Origin of the sequence: Aliikangiella sp. G2MR2-5, from assembly GCF_015687155.1 — a bacterium.
GTDB lineage: Bacteria > Pseudomonadota > Gammaproteobacteria > Enterobacterales > Kangiellaceae > Aliikangiella.
This window is the reverse complement of the sequence record NZ_JADPQF010000001.1, coordinates 213,074-236,386: the sequence shown is the minus strand read 5'-3', so window position 1 is coordinate 236,386 and position 23,313 is coordinate 213,074. Positions and strand designations below refer to the sequence as shown.

The 23,313-nt window shown below is 41.3% G+C and carries 24 protein-coding genes; 9 read left to right on the top strand and 15 right to left on the bottom strand.

Translation table 11 applies throughout. The features are described from left to right. Position 1 precedes the first annotated feature (1 nt). Both pseB and IYN84_RS00955 read right to left on the bottom strand, forming a co-directional pair. A complete protein-coding gene (pseB, locus tag IYN84_RS00960) occupies positions 2–988 on the bottom strand; it encodes a UDP-N-acetylglucosamine 4,6-dehydratase (inverting) (protein ID WP_196137304.1) in 987 nt (328 codons plus the stop codon). A gap of 71 nt (positions 989–1,059) precedes the next feature. Further along, complete coding sequence (locus IYN84_RS00955; protein ID WP_196137303.1) at positions 1,060–2,988, bottom strand: tetratricopeptide repeat protein; 1,929 nt, start codon at positions 2,986–2,988, stop codon at positions 1,060–1,062. Positions 2,989–3,861: 873 nt separating this feature from the next. Here IYN84_RS00955 and IYN84_RS00950 point away from each other — a divergent pair. The 7 genes from IYN84_RS00950 to IYN84_RS00920 all read left to right on the top strand — a co-directional run bounded on the left by IYN84_RS00950 (position 3,862) and on the right by IYN84_RS00920 (position 9,354). Then, positions 3,862–4,686: a flagellin gene (locus tag IYN84_RS00950; protein ID WP_196137302.1), complete on the top strand. Its 825-nt coding sequence runs from the start codon at positions 3,862–3,864 to the stop codon at positions 4,684–4,686. Between the two features lie 279 nt (positions 4,687–4,965). Next, the gene (locus tag IYN84_RS00945; protein ID WP_196137301.1) at positions 4,966–5,784 is read left to right on the top strand and encodes a flagellin; all 819 of its coding nucleotides are present in this window, start codon (positions 4,966–4,968) and stop codon (positions 5,782–5,784) included. Between the two features lie 99 nt (positions 5,785–5,883). Further along, the gene (locus tag IYN84_RS00940) at positions 5,884–6,330 is read left to right on the top strand and encodes a flagellar protein FlaG (protein ID WP_196137300.1); all 447 of its coding nucleotides are present in this window, start codon (positions 5,884–5,886) and stop codon (positions 6,328–6,330) included. Positions 6,331–6,676: 346 nt separating this feature from the next. Beyond that, positions 6,677–8,041 (top strand): flagellar filament capping protein FliD, encoded by a 1,365-nt coding sequence (gene fliD / locus IYN84_RS00935; protein ID WP_196137299.1) that lies wholly within the window; start codon positions 6,677–6,679, stop codon positions 8,039–8,041. A 39-nt stretch (positions 8,042–8,080) separates the two neighbouring features. Continuing rightward, the gene (gene fliS, locus IYN84_RS00930) at positions 8,081–8,503 is read left to right on the top strand and encodes a flagellar export chaperone FliS (RefSeq protein WP_196137298.1); all 423 of its coding nucleotides are present in this window, start codon (positions 8,081–8,083) and stop codon (positions 8,501–8,503) included. 22 nt (positions 8,504–8,525) lie between these two features. Further along, on the top strand, positions 8,526–8,876 hold the full coding sequence (locus IYN84_RS00925) for a flagellar protein FliT (RefSeq protein ID WP_196137297.1): 351 nt from the start codon (positions 8,526–8,528) through the stop codon (positions 8,874–8,876). Next, positions 8,863–9,354 (top strand): GNAT family N-acetyltransferase, encoded by a 492-nt coding sequence (locus IYN84_RS00920; RefSeq protein WP_196137296.1) that lies wholly within the window; start codon positions 8,863–8,865, stop codon positions 9,352–9,354. The genes IYN84_RS00925 and IYN84_RS00920 overlap by 14 nt, the downstream gene beginning before the upstream one ends. A 24-nt stretch (positions 9,355–9,378) precedes the next feature. Here the strand turns inward: IYN84_RS00920 and flgL are convergent, their stop codons facing one another. From flgL to IYN84_RS00855, 13 genes are all read right to left on the bottom strand, one after another. After that, the gene (gene flgL, locus IYN84_RS00915) at positions 9,379–10,593 is read right to left on the bottom strand and encodes a flagellar hook-associated protein FlgL (protein ID WP_196137295.1); all 1,215 of its coding nucleotides are present in this window, start codon (positions 10,591–10,593) and stop codon (positions 9,379–9,381) included. Positions 10,594–10,598: 5 nt separating this feature from the next. Next, positions 10,599–12,581, bottom strand: coding sequence for a flagellar hook-associated protein FlgK (flgK, locus tag IYN84_RS00910; protein WP_196137294.1), 1,983 nt, complete (start codon positions 12,579–12,581; stop codon positions 10,599–10,601). Positions 12,582–12,593: 12 nt separating this feature from the next. Continuing rightward, positions 12,594–13,640 carry a flagellar assembly peptidoglycan hydrolase FlgJ gene (flgJ, locus tag IYN84_RS00905; RefSeq protein ID WP_196137293.1) on the bottom strand — a complete coding sequence of 349 codons (1,047 nt, stop codon included), beginning with the start codon at positions 13,638–13,640 and terminating at the stop codon, positions 12,594–12,596. 12 nt (positions 13,641–13,652) lie between these two features. Next, positions 13,653–14,753: a flagellar basal body P-ring protein FlgI gene (locus tag IYN84_RS00900; protein ID WP_196137292.1), complete on the bottom strand. Its 1,101-nt coding sequence runs from the start codon at positions 14,751–14,753 to the stop codon at positions 13,653–13,655. Then, positions 14,753–15,475 (bottom strand): flagellar basal body L-ring protein FlgH, encoded by a 723-nt coding sequence (flgH, locus tag IYN84_RS00895; protein ID WP_210330247.1) that lies wholly within the window; start codon positions 15,473–15,475, stop codon positions 14,753–14,755. The genes IYN84_RS00900 and flgH overlap by 1 nt, the downstream gene beginning before the upstream one ends. 16 nt (positions 15,476–15,491) lie before the next feature. Beyond that, the gene (gene flgG / locus IYN84_RS00890) at positions 15,492–16,280 is read right to left on the bottom strand and encodes a flagellar basal-body rod protein FlgG (RefSeq protein ID WP_196137291.1); all 789 of its coding nucleotides are present in this window, start codon (positions 16,278–16,280) and stop codon (positions 15,492–15,494) included. Positions 16,281–16,312: 32 nt separating this feature from the next. After that, positions 16,313–17,050 (bottom strand): flagellar basal-body rod protein FlgF, encoded by a 738-nt coding sequence (gene flgF, locus IYN84_RS00885; protein ID WP_196137290.1) that lies wholly within the window; start codon positions 17,048–17,050, stop codon positions 16,313–16,315. A 46-nt stretch (positions 17,051–17,096) separates the two neighbouring features. Continuing rightward, positions 17,097–18,386, bottom strand: coding sequence for a flagellar hook protein FlgE (gene flgE, locus IYN84_RS00880; protein ID WP_196137289.1), 1,290 nt, complete (start codon positions 18,384–18,386; stop codon positions 17,097–17,099). Positions 18,387–18,436: 50 nt separating this feature from the next. Beyond that, on the bottom strand, positions 18,437–19,114 hold the full coding sequence (locus IYN84_RS00875; protein ID WP_196137288.1) for a flagellar hook assembly protein FlgD: 678 nt from the start codon (positions 19,112–19,114) through the stop codon (positions 18,437–18,439). A 66-nt stretch (positions 19,115–19,180) separates the two neighbouring features. Beyond that, a complete protein-coding gene (gene flgC, locus IYN84_RS00870; RefSeq protein ID WP_196137287.1) occupies positions 19,181–19,609 on the bottom strand; it encodes a flagellar basal body rod protein FlgC in 429 nt (142 codons plus the stop codon). A 2-nt stretch (positions 19,610–19,611) separates the two neighbouring features. Beyond that, a complete protein-coding gene (gene flgB / locus IYN84_RS00865) occupies positions 19,612–20,010 on the bottom strand; it encodes a flagellar basal body rod protein FlgB (protein WP_196137286.1) in 399 nt (132 codons plus the stop codon). Positions 20,011–20,228: 218 nt separating this feature from the next. Then, a complete protein-coding gene (locus IYN84_RS00860; RefSeq protein ID WP_210330246.1) occupies positions 20,229–21,038 on the bottom strand; it encodes a protein-glutamate O-methyltransferase CheR in 810 nt (269 codons plus the stop codon). A 35-nt stretch (positions 21,039–21,073) separates the two neighbouring features. Continuing rightward, positions 21,074–22,000, bottom strand: a complete 927-nt coding sequence (locus IYN84_RS00855; protein ID WP_196137285.1) for a chemotaxis protein CheV — start codon at positions 21,998–22,000, stop codon at positions 21,074–21,076. 147 nt (positions 22,001–22,147) lie between these two features. On the opposite strand from IYN84_RS00855, the gene flgA reads away from it, so the two are divergent. Beyond that, entirely contained in the window at positions 22,148–22,915 is a 768-nt protein-coding gene (gene flgA / locus IYN84_RS00850; protein WP_196137284.1) for a flagellar basal body P-ring formation chaperone FlgA, read from the top strand. Between the two features lie 49 nt (positions 22,916–22,964). Continuing rightward, on the top strand, positions 22,965–23,276 hold the full coding sequence (gene flgM, locus IYN84_RS00845; protein ID WP_196137283.1) for a flagellar biosynthesis anti-sigma factor FlgM: 312 nt from the start codon (positions 22,965–22,967) through the stop codon (positions 23,274–23,276). Positions 23,277–23,313 lie beyond the last annotated feature (37 nt).

Sequence of the window (23,313 nt, the reverse complement as noted above, 5' to 3'; positions counted from 1 at the left end):
CCTACTTAAATAGTTTTATTTCATCAACAGAAAGAAATCTCTCATTATTACCTGAGTTATATTCAAACCCTTGCTCAACAACCTTTGCGCTCTCATTTGCCTTGTTATGCAGGTAATCGTAGTCTTTACTATAAAACTTAATTGTTGGTCGTATGACATAATGATCGTCAAATTCGATGGTTAAGTGGGAGTCATCCGCCGGACACATAATTTCATGCAGTTTTTCTCCAGGACGAATACCTATGATGTGTGTGCTAAGCTTTGGAGCATACGCTTTGGCCAGATCAATAATTCGTACGGAAGGAATTTTAGGAATAAAGATCTCACCACCGTACATTCTTTCGAAATTTTTGAGTACGAAATCTACACCTTGCTGCAGGGTTATCCAGAAACGTGTCATTTCTGGGTGAGTGATCGGAATTGACTCAGCACCCTCTGCTACCAGCTTTTTGAAAAACGGTACTACAGATCCTCTAGATCCAACAACATTGCCATAGCGAACAACTGAAAACCTGCTAGGTCCGCTTCCAACCATATTGTTTGCAGCAACAAATAGTTTATCCGATGCAAGCTTGGTTGCTCCATAAAGATTAATTGGGTTAGCTGCTTTGTCTGTCGACAACGCGATCACCTTCTTAACTTCATTAGCTATAGCTGCTTTGATAACGTTTTCCGCGCCTGTAATATTGGTTCGAATACATTCTGTTGGATTGTATTCAGCGGCAGGAACCTGTTTAAGCGCGGCAGCATGAATAACAAAATCGACTCCTCGCATCGCTTGCATCATACGTTCAGAATCTCTGACATCACCGATAAAATATCGCATACAAGGTTCATTATAAATTTGCTGCATTTCAAACTGTTTTAGCTCATCTCTTGAAAAGATGATTATGCGGCGTGGTCGATAATTCTTTAATAAAGTTTTGGTGTAATGATGCCCAAAAGAACCGGTACCTCCAGTGATCATTACAGACTTATTATCAAACATATTTACACCTTTATTAGACAGAGTGACTTGTTTAATATAATTTCAAATACATTTACTCTGAATTGCGCAATTTAAGATTTACCCAAATTCCGTTCCAATGCTTCTCTTATTAAATCAAGTGATTCAAAAACAGGTTTGCCTACCGACCAAACATATTCAGAATTAGCGTACATAGGATTACTGTTTTTACCATAAACGCCAGCATAGAGTTTTGATTCAGCGAAAGCAAAACACAGACTCTTCTTGCCCAGAGCACCAGTAAGGCACTGAACTGAAGTTAAGGCAGAAAACACAAAATCAGTACTATCAATCAGCGCGGCAAGGTCATCTTGATCATTCTTTAAATCGATATTTGAAAAGTTGAAGAATTTCCCTGGCAGGTGCTCTGCTAAATAGTCAATTTCCTCTTGCGTATAATCATATTGCAGGTTGATGAGGTTAACCTCTTTATCTTTAAACAAAGAAGCGATGGCCTCTACAGTTAAATAGTGACGATTTCTCGTTCTCAAGCTTAAACCTGAGCGCCAGGAAATTCCGATATTCTTTCTTTTTGGAAGCTTTGCTAACTCAATACCCCATTGTTTCTTCAAACTTTTATCAGCCTCAATAAAGCGAACCACTTCTCTTTTATCCGCAGCCTCTTTAATTTTTGGCCAGTATAATAAACCTAAACTACGTTGCAGAATCTGATAGTCAAACTGGCTGAGATCGACGGTATTAATGAACTCACTATCAAATGAACTAAATTTGAAAGAAGGATAAGTTCTCGACAGTAAAGGAATCAGTCTTTTATCCACCTGAAAGGTCACATCAACCTTGTCCTTTTCTAATAACTTGAGATACCATGCAGATTCGATTTGGTCTCCTAAGCCTTGTTCTTTTCTTACTAATACTTTCTTTCCCGAAAGACTTTCACCACTCCAGTTTAACTGTTGATAGCGGATTTTCTGAGATGCAACTCTATTGTGATAGTGCTGAAATGCTTCCTTCAGTTTTCCCTGTCCCATATAAATCATCGCAACATTTACGCTTGCTTGTTCGAAATCGGGATGATTTTGGAGAATCTGTTCATAGATTGAAATGGCTTCTTCAACTCTTTCCTGCTTCTGATAGAGAAATGCAAGGTTAGTTTGAACTGTGGGCATTCCAGGTTTTAGTTCAAGGGATTTTTTATAATAGCGCTCTTCCTTATCTTGTCTGCCAATACTTGCATAGTAAACACCTAGATAAAAATAAGCCTGTTCGGAAGACTTTTTAAGTACAATAAGCCTGGCCAGATATTTTCTCGCTTCTTTATCCAATCCCAAATCCACACAGCAGGTAAATATACCGGCGTTTAAATCAAAATTGTCTGGTTCAACATTCAAACCCTGGCTATATAAATCAATTGCTCGCGGGTAATTAAGCGCTTTTCGATATACCTCACCAAAAAGTTTGTATATTTGAATATTTTCGGGCTCGGAATAAAAGGCTACTTTGAGAAAGTTGATTGCATGTTCCAGTTCCCCAAGTTGAGAAAAACTCTCGGCAACAAGTAGTAATGCCGGAACACTAACCTGTTCTTGAGATGCTGCCAGCAAGGCAAACTGGTTAGATTTCACATAGTCACGCAAGCCAAAAAAAACGCTGGCTATCTGGTAATTAACCTCAACATTGCCGGGATCCAGTTGATGCAGCTTTTCAAGAACCCGTAATTGCTCATCAACGCGCCCCATTTCTTCCATAAGCGCAACCATCAAACATAGCGAATCCACATGCTTAGGCTCCAGAGACAAAGCTCTTTGTAAGGAGAGCTGCGCAAGTAGGTGGTCTTCAAGGCCAATAAAACGTTGAGCTAATTGAAAGTAGCTGTCTGCACCACCATTCCGTTTTTTATTAATTCTTTTTAAAATGTCCAGGGTCGACTTTAGTATCGGTAGATACTCTTTGCCGTATCCTTGCCCGGTTTTAATAATTTGCTTGATGTTTTTTTCCAGTTTTTTGGTATTCAGCTCATTCATTAAAATACTCAGGCCTTTTAACAGATGTTGGAGAAATTATTTCATTTATGTAAATTCTAGTCGAAAGTTACAACTTATTGATAAATTTAATCTTTTATCACAACTATTGCGGAATATACGCAACAGTATTAGGTGTGAGGACATTATTCAGCCCAGAAGAAGGTCGTAACACCTGTTACTCCTTTGTTTTCAAATCTCATGCCAAAAATTCAACAACATCAATAATCAGGTCGACAGGCTAAAATTATTCAGGGATTCGAGCATGGAGGCGGCAACTAGTTGTGAACATTTTTTGCCGTTTCATGGCAATATTCTTCCCAGAAAAAACTAAGGGGCTAATTTCTTAGCCCCTTACCGCACATTGAAGGATTTATAACTCAAATGTTCTCAGCAAATGAATTATCGATTCCCTCTTAAGGGCTCCATAAGCAAATGTTCTCAGCATATGCCACGGTATATCCCTTAGGTATAGCTAACAAGTTATTCTCAGTAACTTGATAACTTTACAAATTGCTCACGATCTATCATGGGTTTTGAAGTTCCGCTTGCAACCTGCACGTAGATTAAAAGCAAGGCATGTGCCAACTTTTAATTAACATTCAGTTATTTTTCTGAAAATTTTTTCAAATAAATTAAAGTCGGTTTTTTTAATACCGATATCTATGGTGACACGATGATATTCTCAATCGTCTCACTGTGTCGGTTTCTCAGACCCTCAGTGCTCTGTCACTTTGATTCAAAGTCAGGTGATAGTTGTACGAAAAGATATTCTCAGTATTTTTTCTCGTTTGTTCAAATAGTTAACTTTGTAGATGCACTCCAATCAGGTTCTCACCCTCTGGATTGCGCATCAGAGTAATTAGGAGTATTAAAATGGGAAATGTAATCCAAACCAATGTAGCTTCACTTAACGCTCAGAGAAATTTGTTTAAGACCAATATTGATCTAACAACAACATTTCAGCGCCTATCATCCGGTTTTCGAATTAATAGCGCGAAAGACGACGCCTCAGGCTTGTTTATCTCAAATCAATTAACTTCTCAGATAAAAGGACTAAACGTCGCGATTCGAAACGCAGGTGACGGTATCTCATTTTCGCAAACTGCTGAAGGGGGTATGCAAGAAATCACCAATATTCTCCAAAGAATGCGAGAACTTGCGGTTCAATCAGCAAATGGTACTAATGGAGCGGTAGAACGAGACGCCTTAAACGAAGAGTTTTCGGCTCTTGAAGCTGAGGTTGCACGTATTACAGACCAAACCACATTTGGCGCGAGAAATGTACTGGACGGCACTTCAGGTAATATCCCCCTTCAGGTCGGGATTAATGCTGGCGAACAGATTACGATCACTGGGACAGACTTGACTACACTTTCGGTGTATACAGCGGCGACCCATACGATATCAACGTCGGCAGGAGCAGACGCTGCATTGGCAGCGCTCGATTTAGATATAAGAGCAGTGGATAGCGCTCGTGCCGGTTTGGGTGCTGTTCAAAATCGACTAATTTCAACTATTGCCAACCTACAGAGCGTTATAGAGAATGCATCAGCTTCTCGTTCCAGAATAAGGGATACCGATTTCGCGCTCGAAACCTCAAACCTGTCCAAAAACCAGGTATTACAACAAGCCGGACTTTCAGTACTGGGACAAGCCAATGCTAGTGGACAAGGCGTATTAAGCTTGTTGCAAGGGTAAGGCAATGACTAGAAACAGGCCCCTTACCGCACAAGGGAACTAATTGTTCATTTATATAGCAGAGACCTCGATATTTTTTCGAGGTCTATCAATATGATTTTAAAGGAAAAATAAAATTAGTTTGAATTAATTTCCAGATTTTTTAAAGACCAGATTTCCGAAGCCGATAATTGTTCTGAGACCAGAATATGTTCTCAGCATATTTTGGTCGGGTTTTATTGTTCACACTTTGTAATGATTGTTTCTCAGGCAATCTATCGAAGGTAACGGAGATCTATCATGGGTAATGTAATTCAAACCAATACCGCGTCGCTTAACGCGCAACGCAACCTATTTAGTACTAACAACAACTTAAGTACCACTTTCCAAAGATTGTCCTCGGGTTTTCGCATTAATAGTGCGAAAGACGATGCTTCTGGCTTGTTTATTTCTAATCAGTTAACTTCTCAGGTTAAAGGATTGAATGTAGCAATTCGTAACGCTGGAGACGGTATTTCTTATGCGCAAACTGCTGAAGGTGGTATGCAAGAGGTTACTAACATACTTCAGCGTATGCGTGAGCTAGCTGTACAGTCTGCGAATGGTATCAACGGTACGGATGAACGTACTGCTCTTGACGCTGAATTTACGGCGCTGGAAGCAGAGGTTGCTCGTATCGTTGACCAAACAGCATTCGGTTCAAAAACAGTGCTAGATGGCTCTGCGGGCCCGCTAAGACTACAAGTAGGTGACGACGCTGGTGAAACTATTACGGTCGCTTCTACCAACTTGACGGCTCTTAGTGCCTATACCGCCGCTGGTACTATCGCTACTTCTGCGGGAGCTGATGCTGCGATTACTGCACTTGATGCGGATATCACAGCCGTTGATACAGCTCGAGCTGACCTGGGTGCGGTGCAAAATCGTTTAAGTTCAACTATCGCTAACTTACAAAGCGTTGTTGAAAACGTTTCAGCATCTCGCTCAAGAATCAGGGATACGGATTTTGCCACTGAAACTTCCAACTTAGCGAAAAACCAGGTATTGCAACAGGCAGGACTTTCTGTGTTAGCGCAAGCAAACGCATCAAGTCAATCAGTGTTGTCACTGTTGCAGTAAGTTAATCGTTAACCTGATTACTCAGTCAATATTGATTTTCAGGTTAGGCGCAGAAGGTAGTTTCGATTACCTTCTGCTGCTAAGAGAAGGAAGTAGACCATGGCCATTAATCCTATGTCAGGCAACTTTCAACCGCTAACTGTGGTAAGCGGCGGCAAGTCGTTGCCGGATGATTCAAAGTCATCGGGTATTCAGGCCAATGCTATATCAAAAGCTGCAACTGAACAGGTTTTGGAAAAGGAATCAATCCAGGAAGTTGAGCTTGCAAAAGCAATTGAAAAGAAACTGTCAGATGGTCAAGGGGCAAGAGAACTTCAGAAGCAATTGGAGAAGTTTGCCCAGGCAGGTCAAAAAATTAGTCGAAGTATACGCTTTCAAGTAGACCAAGATACTGGAAGTACTGTGATTAGTGTTATTGACCGGCAAACGGATGAAACAATTCGTCAAATCCCTCCAGAAGAGCTCTTAACCTTGTCAAAGCGGTTAAAGGAGCTGAACGACGACCTTAGTAAAACCAGAGGCGTTCTGGTTAAAACGCAAGTATAAAGGAAGGAGCAAGCTCCTTCCTTTTACTTTAACCGAACACCAATATTTCCTCCTTGAACCTTTAATCTGAAATATATTCTTAAGCTTGAACCCTAACCATAATCTCTAACCAGCTATGGCACGACTGTTGCAGTTTATTTTTAATGATTTTTTTCGCTCAATAACTGGCATTAAGTCATTGAATAATTTGAATTAAATTAGAAAACAGAAACTAACTTAATAAATATCAATCTATTCATAAAGTCGGCTATTCCATTGCCGATATATTAATCAGTAACTCTCTTGAGCGTTGATTACCGTTTTAGTGAGTAGAATTTATTTTGTTAGATATTAGAGAGAAATATAAATGGGGTTAATCACTTCGGCAGGTATCGGATCAGGCATCGATGTAGAATCGATTATTAGCGCCTTGGTCAACGCAGAAAGAGCGCCTAAAGAAGCCTCTTTAAACCGGCTTGAAAGTGTTACCGAAAGTACACTTTCTGGTTTAGGAACATTAAAGTCAGCTTTGTCTTCATTGCAAGATGCAATCGAAAACTTAACATCGGATGCATTTCAAGCGCGACTTGCGACCTCATCAGACGAAACCCAATTAACCGCGACAGCATCATCTTCTGCTTCCCAGGGAAGCTTCGATGTTACGATTGTACAAACGGCCGACTATACCCAGCTAAGTTCTTCGACCATAGCCGGCGATTCCTCAACTGTTCTCGGTAGTGGCAATCTCACTTTGCAAAATAGTAATGGCGATTCATTTATTGTTGCTGTTGGCGCAACTGATTCGTTAGCTGATATCGTTAATAACATAAATAGTGCCAGCGATAATTTCGGTATAAGTGCTACACTGGTTAATGGCGATAGCGGCACAAAAATTGTTTACCGTGGTGAAGATACTGGTGCTATCTATGATTTTACAGTTACCAATGATAACGCAAATTTAGCGCCCATTTCTGACGGTAATGGAGGTACTTTAACAATTGACCAAACCGCTCAGGATGCCACTATCCAGATTGCAGGACTAGATATTACCAGTACTACTAACACATTCACTGATCCTGTTTTAGGTGTTGATATCACTCTGGATGCTGACGCAGTAGCAGGAACAGTAACTGTCGATGTCGAAAGAGATGTTGATACCGTTAAATCGAATATTGAGGCATTCGTCGACGCCTACAATGAGTTTGTAACAACCACAAATACGTTAGGCTCAGCAGAAGAAGGCGCCGAAGGGGAACTTCTCGGTGATTCAACGTTAAGAAACGTGGTGCGACAAATAAGAACGGTTATTACTGACGCAGTAGTCTCTGCTACCGGAAATTACAACACTTTGGCTTCGATAGATATTACTTCTCTCGATGATGGCACTCTTTCTCTTGGTAGCGACCTGGATGGATTGCTTGCTACTAATTTTGATGATGTCGGTTACTTGTTCAGTGCGACCGATGGTATCGGAGCTCAAATCGACGCAGTCGCCAGTCCGTATACCGACTTCGATGGTTTAATCAAGTCACGAGAAGATTCATTAAATTCGATAATCGATAGAGTTGAAGATGACAGAGTCAACCTCGACTATCGGATGGAGCAGCTTCAAATGCAACTGAGAACCAAATTTGGTGCAATGGATGCTGCCGTTGCACAGTTCAATTTTACTGGACAATACTTACAACAACAGTTTGCATCTATCGCTCTGCAAACAGCCAATAACTCATAATTAAAAACATTTATTTGATTACTATTTCAGAGGTATGAAATGAGCTTGAACAAACTTAAGCAATATCAACAAGCCCAGAATCAATGTGGTATCGCAGCAGCCAACCCCCATAGACTCATTCAAATGTTGATGGAAGGAGCGCTTGAGAAAATGGCGAATGCTAAAGGTTTCATCACCCGGAATGATTTTGCCAATAAAGGAGCTCAAATATCCTGGGCAATCAAAATTATTGGTGGTCTAAAGGAGTCTCTGGACTACGAAAAAGGCGGAGAAATATCAGAAAATCTTGATAAACTTTATGATTTTATGATTTTTAAGTTGTCTGAAGCAAATATAGAAAACTCGGTTGAAAAAATTGATGAAGCTATAACAATCATGAAAAACATCAAGGAAGGCTGGGACGGGATTGAAGAAGAAAGCAAAGCTTTCTTTGAATCATCGGTTAGAGCTGAGTATGCTTAGTCTGGTCTAGAATAGCGATAAAATGATTAATAAACAAAAAATGGACTCTTCGACAAATGAACGCCTGTTAATTTTGGAAGAGGCTCTTTTAAAAACTCGGCAATTTGACAGCTTAATCAGGAACGAAGATTGGGATGAACTAAAAGAACAGACAGAGCAACGACAAAAAATTCTTGAACTTTTTTTCACTAATGAAGTTTCAGATGAGGATAAAACCAAAGTTGCCCAGATTATTGAAGAGATAATTAAACTGGATGAATCCTATAAATCTACTATCTTAGAAAAAAAGACCCTCTCGATTAAGGAAACAGTTGGTATTAAAAATAAATTAAAAGCAGCCAAGGCCTATCAGATAATTAATGACAGACAATAAAATCACAATCAGCTTTGAACAAGCTAATGCGAAAGATCTACCCTTCCTTACGGCAAGTTCACTGGCCCTGCAAGAATTTGAATCAAAAGATGAAGACCTTCCTTTGTCTTTAAATAAAAACTTCGAAAAAGAAATTTATGCCTGGCTTTCAGAAGAGATAAACAACCCTTCCTCTCTACTTTTTCTTATTAACTCAGAAAATAGAGACATTGGATTTGCATTCATCAAGATACTTAGTTCCCCCAATAGCTTTACCGAGTATAAATCTTTTGGATTAATTCAATCCATCTGGATAGAACCAGAATATAGAAAAAAGAACATAGGAAAACAGGTAGTAGCTCTCGCGGAAGAAATATTTAAAGAACAGAATATTCCCTATTATGAAGTCAACTTCACTGCGACTAATAAAACAGCCGAAGACTTCTGGAAACAATGTGGTCTGAGGGTAACATCCAAAACCGCAAGAAAATTTCTATAGCTTTTGAAGTGATAGGAATTGTATTTATAAGAAATTAAACAGATTTAAGTCTCTAACACGTACAAAAGTGGCCTGTGCAGCTTCAAGTGTCGTTAATTGCTGAGAAAAGCGCGAAGATGCTTCAACGACATCAAGATCTTGCACATCGGATAGAGCCGATTTACTGGTCACCAGAAGGGTCAGGTTGCTATTCATTTCAGTATCTATTGCCACAAGACGACTACCCAGACTCCCCCTTATCCGATCAATATTTTGCATATTCATATTTATTGATGCTTCTTGAGCTGCAATCGTACTATTAAAAATAGCTCTTTGGGAAGGTACATCTACAAAATTATCAATCGCGTTAATTACATTTTGTAGACCGGTAAAAAGATCCTGACTACTACTAGGATCAACGGTAAAGACATCTCCTGCAGCAGGCGTACCGTTGATCACAGTTTGAATACCGTTAAAACTGATATCAGCGCCACTTTGAAACGTTGCTGGTCCAGCAAAAATAGTTCCTGAAGTTCTTCCGGTGACGGTATACTCGAGAGCCCCACCTCCTCCGATGGCGAATGAAATATCGTATGGTTCTACCAGAAACTGCGGAGGCGCAGTATAACTACCGGGAACAATGACACCTGTTCCAGTATTTGCCACGTCAGCTCCGGTAATAAACTTGCCATTACCATTTTTCACATCGACAAAAACTTCAAACCCTGAATCTGAAACGGGTACAACAACCCCACTACTGATTCTTAATTTTCTTTGCGTTTGGTCACCGTCATAAATGAAATTTCCTGCATTATCCTGAATAAAAGGTTTCGCCTTAACTTTACTACCGGAAAACAGGTAATCACCATTGGAGTTTTTTGTATTGGCGAGACCTACAAGCTCATTGAGCCTTTCCTGCATTTCCGCCCCAAGAGCTTTTAATTCATTTTCACCGTAGATCCCGTTGCCTACGGACACCATCAACTCCTTCACTCTAAATAAAATATCGGTAATACTCGAAAGCACATCTTCTTCCAGCTCATTTCCACTTTTTGACATTTGAGCGTTCACGTTAAATTGCTCTAACTGTTCTATCTCTGTCTTTAAAAAGGAAATCGAAGTCGCTGCTACAGGATCATCCGATGGAGTTAGCACTCGCTTCTGACTGGATAATTGCAACTGAGTGTACTGCAAATCTGCCTGGCGTAAAAGTATCTGTCTCACACCGGCCGAAGTCATCTGATAGGTTGATAGTCGCATGGTGATTACCTTACAGAATCCAGCACGGTTTGAAATAAGGTTCTCGCGACAGCAATAACCTGAGCACTTGCTTCATAAGCCTGTTGAAAACGAATGAGGTTGGCCGCTTCTTCGTCCAGATTAACTCCTGACGTGCTTGCTTTTCTTTCCGTAGCCTGGAATAACAGGCTTTCCGATGCGTCTCTTTTTATTTCTGAAGACTGCGTCAAAACTCCGACACTAGAAATGATTCGACCAAATGCCTGCTGCAAGTTAGATTGTCCCGAATCCAGTACTGCCTGAAATTGAGTTTCTCCCAAAGCCTGTATATTCGCATTGCTGCCAAACCCATCAACATTATATGAAATATCAAATTGATCTCCGGGTTGAGGATTTCCATTTATTGTCACTTCATAACCGTAAGTGTCAAACGGAGCACCGGCGAGTGCCAGCATGTCATTATTCTGATCGGGAACGAAACCGGCTAATCCTCCTGCCAGCAGAACTGGCACACCTCCACTTATATCGTATATAGAAAACTCGCCAGGAGTCGCATCAAATTCTATTCTTATCGGAGGGTCCAGAGCCAGTGGTATATTACTCATTTGTGGAGTTGATGTGTCATAGACACTAAGACCAGTCACGACCCCTGAGCCAATGTTACTGCTCAGTTGCTCAACTCGTACAGGAGAAGCTGCTGCTATTTGCTCTACAACTGCGACTTCAACATCTATGTCACGGGCAAAATTACGCGAGTTCTGGATTTCGAATCTGTCACCATCTACAGGCGCTCCAGATAAAAAATTAATAGAAAAACCGAAGGCAGTAGCGACAGTTGCAGGTGCTACAGGAGGAGCAAAAGTTGCGACCGTTTGATCGGTATTCTTATCTATCAGCAGAAAATTTCCTCCTGTAAGATAAAGCTCATAATTTGAATCATTCAGCGTGGATACATCATCAATAGTAATACTAACTGCGAGATTGCCAACATTGTTTATAGAAGATATCGCTCGTCCTAGCTCTAATTGGGCGGTGTTAATATCAGTGAAAAAGTCAGTACCGAGATTGTTATTAAGGTCCATTCCCAGGTGATGTTGTGCATTAAATGTGTCTGCCAGTCCCATTGCTACGCGACCCAGGGTATTAAAGGCCGGTTCAATTATCTGGTTAACTGCGTCCAATATTCCGCCTAGCTCACCACCTGTTACATTTCTGGTTATATCGATCGAAGACGAACCCGAAGTAATACTTAAACGCATACTTCTTGGGTCCAATGGATCTACCGAAGCGGTTAAGGAATTAGCAAGAGAACCAACAACTAGCGATTGCCCTGTGCCAATAAATACATTAACGCTACCATCAGATTCCTCAAGCGTTTGTACAGAAACAAGCTCACTGAGTCGATTGATTTCCCGATCTCTTTGATCAAGCAAGTCTGGCGGAAAGTTCCCAGGAGAACCAGCAATCTGATTATTCAAGTTAGCAATAGACTCTGCCAGCGTAGAAATTTCTTTCGCCAGAGAGTCAATGCTTCCGTTGATTTCTGTAATTTGAGTTTCTAGTTGAGAATGAACCAGCTCGAACCGGGATACCAGTGTTTCAGCCTGGCTCAACATGACCTGTCGCGCAGGAATTGATGCAGGATCATTGGCAACGCCTTGTATCGCAGTATAGAACTCTTGAATAGCATTGCTTATTCCAGTATCACTATCAGCTAGTAAAGAATCGACTCTACTCGCCTGATTAAAAAAACTATCATAAGTATAAAAAGCCGAGGTTGCTGCTTGTAGTTCCAGTTGTTGCGATGCTTCAAATATTCGTTTCACATTTCCAATTTCGACTCCAGTTCCAAAGTAATTTCCGCCAATAAACTCTGGAAGACGAGAGGTTTGTATTGCTCTTTGTCGAGAATATCCTTCAACATTAGCGTTAGCAATATTGTGAGAGGTTGTAGCTATCGAAGCCTGATTCGAAAGCAACCCAGAAATACTAATATCAAATAGTCCCATGACAAGCCTCCTCTACTGTGGACCCATATCGAGACTTTGAATGGTCTGATTGTTAAAAATGTTAATAATTTTCTTTGCATAGTCGGGGTCTGTTGCATAGCCAGAATCCTGTAAGGACTGAATATACTCAGCCGGGTCTTGCGTGTTTTCGAGCGCTCTTTGATACCGGCCGTTGCTTTTTATGAAATTTGCATAATCTTGAAAAGATTGTTCAAAATTCCCATAACGACGAAACGCTGCATTAACTTTCTTAAATTCTGCATTTTCAACTTCCAGTGTATCTACACGAATAGATCCACCTTTCCAACGGCTATCCGCTTTAATTCCGAACAGATTAAATCCTGGGCGCCCGTTTTCATCGTGAACTACATGCTTACCCCATCCAGTTTCTAAAGCAGCTTGAGCAAGCAGCAACCTTGGATCCAGATTTAATCTTTTCGCCGCTCGCTTGGCATATGGCATCAAATTTTTCACAAAATCCTTTGCCGAGCTAAACAAGGCTTTTTTCTCTGCTCTGTCGACACCTGGAACTGTGTCCTTTTTAAACTCAGCCTTTAGCGCTTTTTCATAGTTCAGATTCCCCTGTTCCAGAGAAATTGTGCTCACACCTTTCGATTTAGCTTGAGAATATAAAGTCCCACTTCCACTCTTCCTTGTAATCTGCTTTGTACCAGACACGAAGTTTGCTGATTCTGAAGTAGCGGAAATTTTTTGCTCCGATATTCCAAGCTGGCGATATAACTGCTCCATCATTAATTCGGCAATACCCAAACTTCCTTTTTGAGAGAGATCAACAGCCATTTGTTCGTCCATCATACTGACAAACATTTTTTCCTGTTCACTGCCAAAAAGAGTATTCTCTCCCATTGCGTCTCCGGCTTCACGCATAGATTTAAGCATGAGATTTAGAAAATATGCTTCAAATTCTTTCGCAGCAGATTTTATCGCGCCAGCCTCATCAACCAGCCCCTGTTTTCGAATAGCATCAAGGCTGGACAAATCAGAGTGGATACTGGTTTGTTGATTATTTGCTATTGTTAAAAAGTTTGTTGCGTTCATATTAATAACTTTCTAAATAACGATTAATTCACCGTTAATTGCGCCAGCCTGTTTTAAAGCCTCTAAAATAGCCATTACATCACCAGGCGCAGCGCCTACAGCGTTAACGGCTTCGACAAGTTGCTGCAACGTGGCTCCGGGTCTGAAATGAAACATTCTGGTATTGCCTGAATCCAACTCTATACCTGAGTCCAGCGTCGTTACCGTAGTACCTTGTTGAGACAAAGGTGCAGGCTGTGATACTTCTTGCACTTCTTTAATTTTTACGACTAAATTTCCATGGGCCACAGCTGCTTCTTTAAGATTTACGTGTTTACCAATTACAATAGTGCCAGTTCTCGAGTTGACCACTATTTTGCCAACCGATTCTGCAGGCTCGACTTCAATATTTTCCAGCAGTGACAAGTAGTGGATTCTCTGAGCAGAATCTCTTGGCGCATTGACCTGTATCGAAGTTTGGTCGACCGGTCGAGCGGTATTGGGTCCAATTGTCTTGTTGATCGCCTTGGCTAACCTTACTGCAGTGGTGAAGTCGGGCTCATTCAGATTGAACACCAGATGATCTGCTGTTAGAAAATTGGTAGCAACTGTTTGCTCCACAGTCGCTCCATTAGGTACTCTGCCTACAGTCTGGTGATTGACGGAAATTTTTGATCCATCTCCCCCTTGAGCACCAAATCCTCCGACAACAAGATTACCCTGAGCTATTGCATAAGTATTACCATTTGCACCTCTTAGTGGTGTCATTAAAAGAGTACCTCCACGTAAACTTTTTGCTTCACCTAAACTGCTTACTGTTATATCGATTGTTTGCCCGGCTTTGGCAAATGCAGGCAAAGTTGCGTGAACAGCAACAGCGGCAGAGTTTTTCAATTTCAACTGACTTCCCTGAGGAACATTTATTCCAAATCGAGCAAGCATGGTTCTAAAAGTTTGCTCGGTATATTTGGTTTTTTCACCAGTACCGTCCAGGCCCACAACCAGGCCATAACCGATTAACTGGTTTTCTCGTACACCCTGAACGCTGGTAATATCTTTAATCCTTTCGGCAAAAGAATCTAGCGACACAAAGAAACAAATGAAAATCAAAAAAATGTTACGTGAAATGTTCATTAGAAAGGCCACCATCCAGAATTGAAAAATCGAGACAACCATCCTTCCTCATTTGCTTCAGCCAGTGGTCCTGTTCCACCGTAGGAAATTCTAGCGTTGGCGACTCGGGTTGAGGCAATCTGATTATCCTTATCGATATCTTCCGGGCGAATTATTCCAGCAACTCGAATAAACTCACTTCCTTGATTAAGGGAGATCCACTTTTCACCTTTGATTACCAGGTTTCCATTAGGATAAACCTGATGAACTGTAACGGTAATTGTTCCCTGTAGCTTGTTACTTTGCGCAGAATCAGTTTCAGCTTTAAAACTTCTGGAAGCTGTTGCGTCACCACTTAAGCTCGCCTCGTTATTGCTTTGTGTGGTAGGTCCCCATAAACTCACGTTGTTCTTGCCTAAAAGATTTACTTCCGATAAATCCAAACTTGAATCTTTGTCTAACTCGGTGTCTGCAGTTTTTGTTGCATTGGTACTTTCGGTTAAGACGACCGTAATCAGGTCCCCGATTCGATGAGCCTTTTTATCCTGAAAAAGCATTTGTGCTGAACCCGGGTTATAAATAGCACCAGGGTTGCTTTGGCTTGTATCACTAGTTTGCGGCATTGCCGGAGCCCAGTATGGATCATCCTGTTGAGCATCCTGATAAATCGTAGTACAACCGGTAATCATTACAATACTGGCAAATGCAAGGGCAACTTTGATTATGAAGCGGTATGTCATCATTTTGACTCTAGAATGATTAAAGCGTCTGATTAACGAACTGCAACATTTGATCCACTGCCGAAAGTACTTTGGCGTTAGTTTCGTATGTGCGTTGAGTTTCGATCATTGACACTAATTCTTCGACTGTCGAAACGTTTGAAGTCTCCAACATTCCACCTCTGACTGTACCCAAACCATCCAGTCCTGGTGTGCCAATAACCGGAGCACCACTACTACCTGTTTCCAGATAGAGATTTTCACCTATTGGCTGTAAACCCGTGGGGTTAACAAAATCAGCAAGCTGAAGATTTCCTAATATTGTGGGCGCAGCCTGACCTGCTTCCTGTACCGAAATCGTACCATCGATAGCAACATCTAAAGTTACAGACGTTTGCGGAACTGTAATTGCCGGTTGTAGCACATAGCCGCTCCCCTGAGTAACTATCTGACCATTTTCATCCAGAGTAAAATTACCGGCACGAGTATATCCCGTTGTCCCGTCAGGTAGTAAAATCTGAAAGAAGCCCGCTCCTTGAATTGCCATATCTAGCTGATTGTCGGTTGTCTGAAAACTTCCTTGAGTATGAATCTTTTGTGTCGCAACAACCTTTACACCGGTACCAATCTGTAATCCAGTTGGAATACGCGAGTCTTGCGACGCTTGCGCCCCTGGTTGTCTCAAGTTTTGATAAAAAAGATCTTCAAACGCTACCCGAGACTTTTTAAAACCAACGGTACCGGCATTGGCTAAGTTATTTGAAATTACCGCCAAGTCTTTTGTTTGTGCTTCAAGCCCTGTTTTAGAAATCCAAAGTGCGGGGTGCATAGTAGTTACCTCAAAAATAAACTAGCTTTGATCTATGGTTGCAATAATCGATCCAGAACCTGGCCGTTTTCCTCTACTGAAGCCATTAACTTGACCTGTACTTCATATTGACGCGATAAGTTAATCATATTGGTCAACTCGCCAACGACACTAACATTACTCGACTCTAACGCACCACTTTGTAGTGAAACGGCTGCATCGGCAACAAAAGGATTTCCTTCACGACTACGGAAAAGACCATTGGTATCCTTTTCGAGGTCAGAAAGTGCCGGATTAACCATTCGAATGCGGTCAACAATTGCCGTTGCCGTTTCTTCGGCACCTAAAGGAAGAATGGTTATTGTTCCATCCTTTGCAATATCAATTTTTTCAAATGGTGGTAGCGCAATAGGTCCGCCATCTCCGAAAATGGGATTGTCTGCCCCGTTTACTAACTCTCCTGTAGGCAAAATTTTGAGATCCCCTCGACGAGTTAAGCGTTCTTCTCCCTCAGCGTTTTGAGTGACAAACCAACCTTCACCAGAAATTGCAACATCCAGATTTCTTCCGGTAGTTTGGGCACTTCCCTGATCAAAATTATGTCCTGGTCTTTCAGCCATTACAAAAGCACGACTCGGATGTCCATCTCCATAGACAGGCATAGCTCGAAACTGGGCGAGTTCCGCTTTAAAGGCGGTCGTTTTGGCATTGGCTAAATTATTTGCAGAATTGGCCTGTGCCAGAGAAGTTTCTCTAGCACCGGTCATCGCTATATAGAGTAATTTATCCATTTTCGAACATCTCTTAAGTTAATGCTTAAACACCGAAATGATCCCGTTATCGGATGTTAATTATCGCCTGAGTTACTGTATTATTCGTTTCAATTGATTTTGCGTTTGCCTGAAAATTTCGTTGTGCCGAAATTAAATTGACTAACTGTGCAGTTAAGTCCACGTTGGAAACTTCCAAAGCTCCCGAACGAATTTGACCAAAACTAGAAGTTAAAGCCTCACCGACCAGAGGTGTACCTGACTCGATAGTATCCTGCCAGGAGTTATTTCCTATTTGTGCCAGACCTTGTGCATTTTGAAAACGAGACAGGGCTATTTTACCCAGAGCAGTAGTTTGCCCATTGCTGAAGTTTGCTCTAACTACTCCTGTATCAGAAATCTCAACGCCAGTTAAACGACCAATTGGAAAACCATTTTGGTCAAGTACGTTTACTGTAAAAGGCGACGAAAACTGCGTTGTACCGTTGCCAGCATAATTAAATGTCAGAGTTTGAGTCGGATCGGAACCATTACCGAAATCAACTGCGGTGGTTATTATTGGATCAGGCGTATTTGAAAGAAAGCTCCCTGAATTGTCAAAATCGGAAATGTGGTAAAGTTGTCCGCCTGCACCGGCAATTCCCCCTGCGATATCAATAGGCAAAGTAGCACCACCTGCATCTGTGGTATTGTAATAGGTAGCCCATTGATTATCTGCGACTTTTACATAGTAAGCGGTAACAACATGGCTTTCACCCAGGGAATCAAATACAGTCAAAGAAGTTGATGCGTTAAAAGTTGATGCCTGAGTTGGATCAAAAGCCAGAGGGTCGAGAACTGCGCCGGCTGCAGGCAAGTTAACACCAATATCAACCTGTGTAGTAATGGTTGGAACGCCCGCGGTTTGCGGAAGTTGCAAAGCAATGGTACTGGATAAACTTGTAGCCGTTACTGTTCCATCGGCATTTACTGGAAAAACCTGAAGTCTCGCTCCAGCATTGTTGACCACAAAACCATTGCTATCGACGCCTAATTCACCATTTCTTGTAAAAATAGCATTGCTATTATTTTCGCCGGGATTGAGAATGAAAAAACCTTCTCCTGAAACAGCAAGATCGAGTGTGTTGGAAGTAAATTCCAGGTTTCCCTGATTGAACTGTTGCGCCACATTTGCCAGCAATACGCCATTACCGATTGTCGTTGAAGAGCTTCCGAACGAGGTAGTAGAAAATATATCAGCAAACTCCGTTCGCGACTCTTTAAAACCTGTTGTACTAACATTAGCAATGTTATTGGCAGTCACATTCAAATCTGCCTGCGCCGCATTTAAACCACTTAACGCTGTATTAAAAGACATAACAACTCTCCTGCTTTTAAGAAACCTAAAATTTTTTACTAAATTTAAATCTATCCAATCTGTTTAATATCATCAAAATTAACCTGACCTAAGCCGGTCAGATTAACTAAAATTTTTCCGTCGGGACTTCCAAGATTGACACTTTGAACTCTGGCAATGATTGAAGTTTTTAATTGCTCGGTTGAACCGCCTACCTGACCATACGCTGCAACGGTATAGTTCCCTTCAGGTAAAGGCTGACCGCTATCATTCATCCCGTCCCAGATAAAATCAATGTCACCAGCTTCCTGGGTTCCAACCTGTATACTTCGAACAACCTGTCCAGCACTATCTTTAATTTCAAAGCGAATGTTGGTTGTCGTTTGATCAAGATTCAACTGACCTGCTATGCTACCTCCAGGCGTAAGATACCCCTCATTACCTGCTATCAGTACATTTCGACCAACTAATGCCGAAGCCTGAAGCGCTTGATTAGAAGTCAATGAGTTCGATAAGTCAGAAAATTGATTCACAAGTGTTTGCAAACTGTCAACACTTGCAAACTGAGACATCTGCGAAATAAATTCTTTATTATCAACCGGTTCCAGAGGGTCTTGATTCGCTAGTTGAGTCGTCAATAGTGCTAAAAAGTCAGCTTGTCCTAGTTCTTTCTTGATTTCTCTGTTAGCTGCAGAATGTGTATTCAAACCCATCGAAGAATAATCTGTATTATTTACTGTAGTAGTCATGATCTATTCTCTATCTTTACATTGTCAGCGTTTTCTATTTCTCGTAGCGCAGGGAGTAGTTAACTCCTAGCTATTACCTAAGTTGAGAGTTTTGGTTAAAAGATTTTTAGTTAAATTAGCCACTTGAACATTACTTTGATATGAACGTGATGCCGATATCATATTGGCCATTTCTTCAACGATGTTTATATTTGGTGTATATACAAATCCTTTTTCATCAGCTAAAGGATGATCAGGTTGATAACGAGCAACAGCGTCAGCCTGACTCTCTACAATGCCCGCGACCTGCACTCCTGCATTGGGTGATACTCCATGATTTTTTACATCCACTCCATTCATCACTGCCTGAAAAACTGGATGGCGAGCTTTATAAGTTTCATCGGTACTACTAGCAATACTATGAGCATTAGCAATATTGCTCGCGGTGGTATTAAGACGAACGCTTTGCGCGGACATGCCAGAACCACTGATATCGAAGATGTCATATAAGCTCACTTTTACTCTCCTTTAAGGGCCGTTAATAAGCCCTTGATCTTGCCATTTAAAAACTTCAGGGATGTTTGATATTGAAGTGCATTTTCTGCAAATTTGGCCTGCTCAACTTGTGCATCAACAGAATTTCCATCGCCCGTGTCAGGCATGTTAGGAATACGGTAAGAAAGTCCCGGGATTTCCCGACCAAGTTTGGAGTCCAAATGCATATCATGAGTTCTTGCCAGACTTGAACTCAACCCTTCGCTCGCTTGTTTGAGCGCTTGCGTAAAATCAATATCTTGAGCTTTAAAGTTTGGCGTGTCCGCATTGGCGAGATTATTCGCTAATACTTTGGCTCGCTGTGCTCTCAACTCCAAGGCTTGTTCATGAATGCCAAAAGCTTTATCAAAATTGATGGTCATCTCTTATATCTCTTCAAATCAATTTATCAGGGTCTAGACCTTTCAAATCCGAATTCCCTGATTTAGATGTGAAAGTGCAAAGCTTATGCCAATAAAATTAAAGAGAGAAAGAAATTAAGATCCGGGTGCTGAGTTGGCTTATTTAGAGGCTTTAGTGAGGAAAAACATTTTCACTTGTTAACAAAGCGGCAAAGAACAACCGCAAAAGCGGCAACAACCTATACCGATTTTTGATATACCAGTCCGGGATTACAACGAACCATGGATAGGGGCTGACAGTCCCTTGTCAAAGCTTCCGAGGCTCCGAGAAAAAGGTAGCCTCCAGGTTTGAGATTATTGACAAGACCATTGATCACTCTAGTTTTATTTTCATTAGAAAAATAAATTAGAACATTCCGACAAAAAATCACATCAAACTTACCTAAGCCGGCATATGGAAAATTAAGCAGATTCAGAGGTTGAAAACGGATTTTTGTTCGCAGTCGATCGATCACCTGCCAGTTATTATTCGGGGTAGGCTTGAAGTATCGACTTAACTTATCCTGTGGCATTCCGCGGTTAAGTTCGATTTGCTGATAAATACCCTGCTTGGCTTTGTTCAAAACTCTCTCGGATAGATCTGTCGCAATAATCTCAGCATTGTTAAGATTAGCAACTTCGTCCAGTTGCATAGCTATTGAATAGGGCTCCTGTCCGGTAGAACATGCTGCGCACCAAATTCTAAAGTTCAGTGATTTTCGTTTAATCTCTGGGACAATCTGTTTAGTCAGGTATTCGAAAGGATAGCGATCTCGAAACCACAGGGTTTCGTTTGTGGTCATTTTGTCCACAACTTCTTTGAGCAGCCCTGTTCCGCCAATTCTCTCGCTTGCATCAAGCAACTCAGACATACTGGAATAACCTTTGCTTTGCATGAGGGAGCTCAACCTGCTAATCACCAGGTATTGCTTGTTCTCGCCAAGAAGTATGCCGCTCTGTTTCTCAAGAAGAGTTTTAAATCTCGCGTATTCGCCAGCTGAAATTTCCATGAATCAGGATCTTATGAATGTGAAGACCAGGCAATCTAGTCTTCAATTTCCATTCGCTTCTGCACAGCTTGTGCCAACTCATCTGGATTGAACTTGGGAATGAAATCATTCGCTCCAACTTTTTGCACCATCGCCTCATTGAAAACTCCGCTCAGCGAAGTATGCAAAAGGACCCACATATGACTGAGTTTTGGGTTAGCTCGGATTTCGGCAGTCAGTGTGTAGCCATCCATTTCAGGCATTTCGATGTCCGATATCAGCAGTAGAACTTCATCATCAATATTTTTCCCTTCATCAACAATACTGTTTAGCCATTCATAAGCCTCTTTTCCATCTTTGCAAACTTTGGTTTTATACCCAATTTGCTCAATTGTTCGCTTGATTTGGCCACGCGCAACTGCGGAATCGTCAGCAATCAAGACTACTTTATCTTGTGGAGCTCTGTTGATATTTTCTTCAACAATCTCCTGACTTACCTGCGCATTGTTCGGGGTTATCTCAGCCAATATTTTTTCGACATCAATAATTTCAACTATTTCACCGTCAATATCGGTAACGGCCGTCAAATAGCTACTTTTGCCAGACCCCTTCGGAGGTGGATGTATATCACTCCAATTCATATTTACAATTCGTTCTACAGATCGAACCAAAAAACCCTGAACCTTTCGATTATATTCTGCGATTACTACAAAGCAGTTTTTAACATCACCGAGAGAAGGACCTCCGACCGCCAAACTCAAATCAATAACTGAAATGGTAATTCCCCGAATATGAGCGACACCTCTAACTACCGGGTTTCGTTGCGGCAGCTCTGTCAACTCAGGACACTGCAGTACTTCCCTGACTTTAAATACATTGATGCCATAAACCTGCTTTCCACGTAACTTAAACAGGAGAAGCTCCAGCCGGTTTTGACCTACCATTTGGGTTCGTTGATTAACCGAATCTAGAATGCTCGACATTCTTTCACCATCCTATTTTTCGCCAATACTCATTGAAAAGGACCTTCATCATAGTAATGGGCATATTATTTGCTTTATCTTACTAAAAGTTGTCTTCTTTCTGATGAATTTAAGTATAGCCAAAAATTGTCGAAGCACAGGAAAATGATGGAAAAAGGTAAAAAAATCAAAACACAAGCATTCCCCTGGAACTTGGGTAGCCCACTGATTTTGCTCATTTATCTATGCCTGTCATCCCCCTCAGTATTCGCCACACAACAGATTCGTGTAAAGCAGGACCATCAATCGCTTGCAAAAGTTCAACAAGCGGCAAGAATTTTCCTTGAAGAAAAGCAGCATTCTGCCGATAACCAAAGTAGCAGGGTTTCTGTCGATTCTATCGACCCGAGAACCCGTTTGGCTGCCTGTGATGAAAAACTGCAAGTATTCTTATCTCCGGGCTCTAAATTGATCGGTAAAACAACGGTCGGAGTCAAATGCCCGGGAAGCCGACAATGGAAAATTTACTTGTCGGCAAAAGTAGAAGTTATGCAACAGGTTTGGGTTACGACTCGTCAAATGCAAAAAGATGACGTATTTGGCAAGTCTGATTTGATAAAACAGTTGATTTCAATTGAGAACTTCAGAGTCAAGCCTGAGATTCAGATTGAAAAAATACTGGGAACAAGCCCCAAAAGAAATCTACGTGCAGGAAGCGTAGTATTGAGCAACAGTATCTGTATGGTTTGTCGCGGAGAAAAAGTCAATGTATCCGCAAGAAGCGATTTCCTTGCGATTAACGTTGAGGGCATTGCTCTCTCGGATGCCACTCTAGGAGAATCAGTACAGGTACGAAACTCACAGTCAAAACGGGTTTTTGATGCTATAGTTACGGGCAAAAACCAGCTGAGCGTCAAGATAGCAACAAATCAGTAGTTTGACTATCTTGACAATAATTATGGGCAATTTATGGTGACAATTTAATATGGTAATGGATATAAGGAACCTAGTACCTGGTCATGTTAAATCTGGACTGGGAAAAACCAACCGGACCAAATCCAGGGATATTGCCGATAATAGTTCGTCGAGCTCAGATGAAAGTGATGATTCCGTTAGCTTAACCGGCCAAACGTCTCATCTTGCCTCAATTATCCAACAAATGAAATCTTCTCCCGTTGTTGATCCTGATAGAGTTTCTCCAGTAAAAGAGAAAGTAGATAAGGGTGATTACGAAATTGAATACGAAAGAGTTGCTAATAAGATGCTCGATTTTGAAAGTAGCTACTACGACTATTAATCGAAAGTTCTATTCAATTCAACTTCGGTTCGCTCCT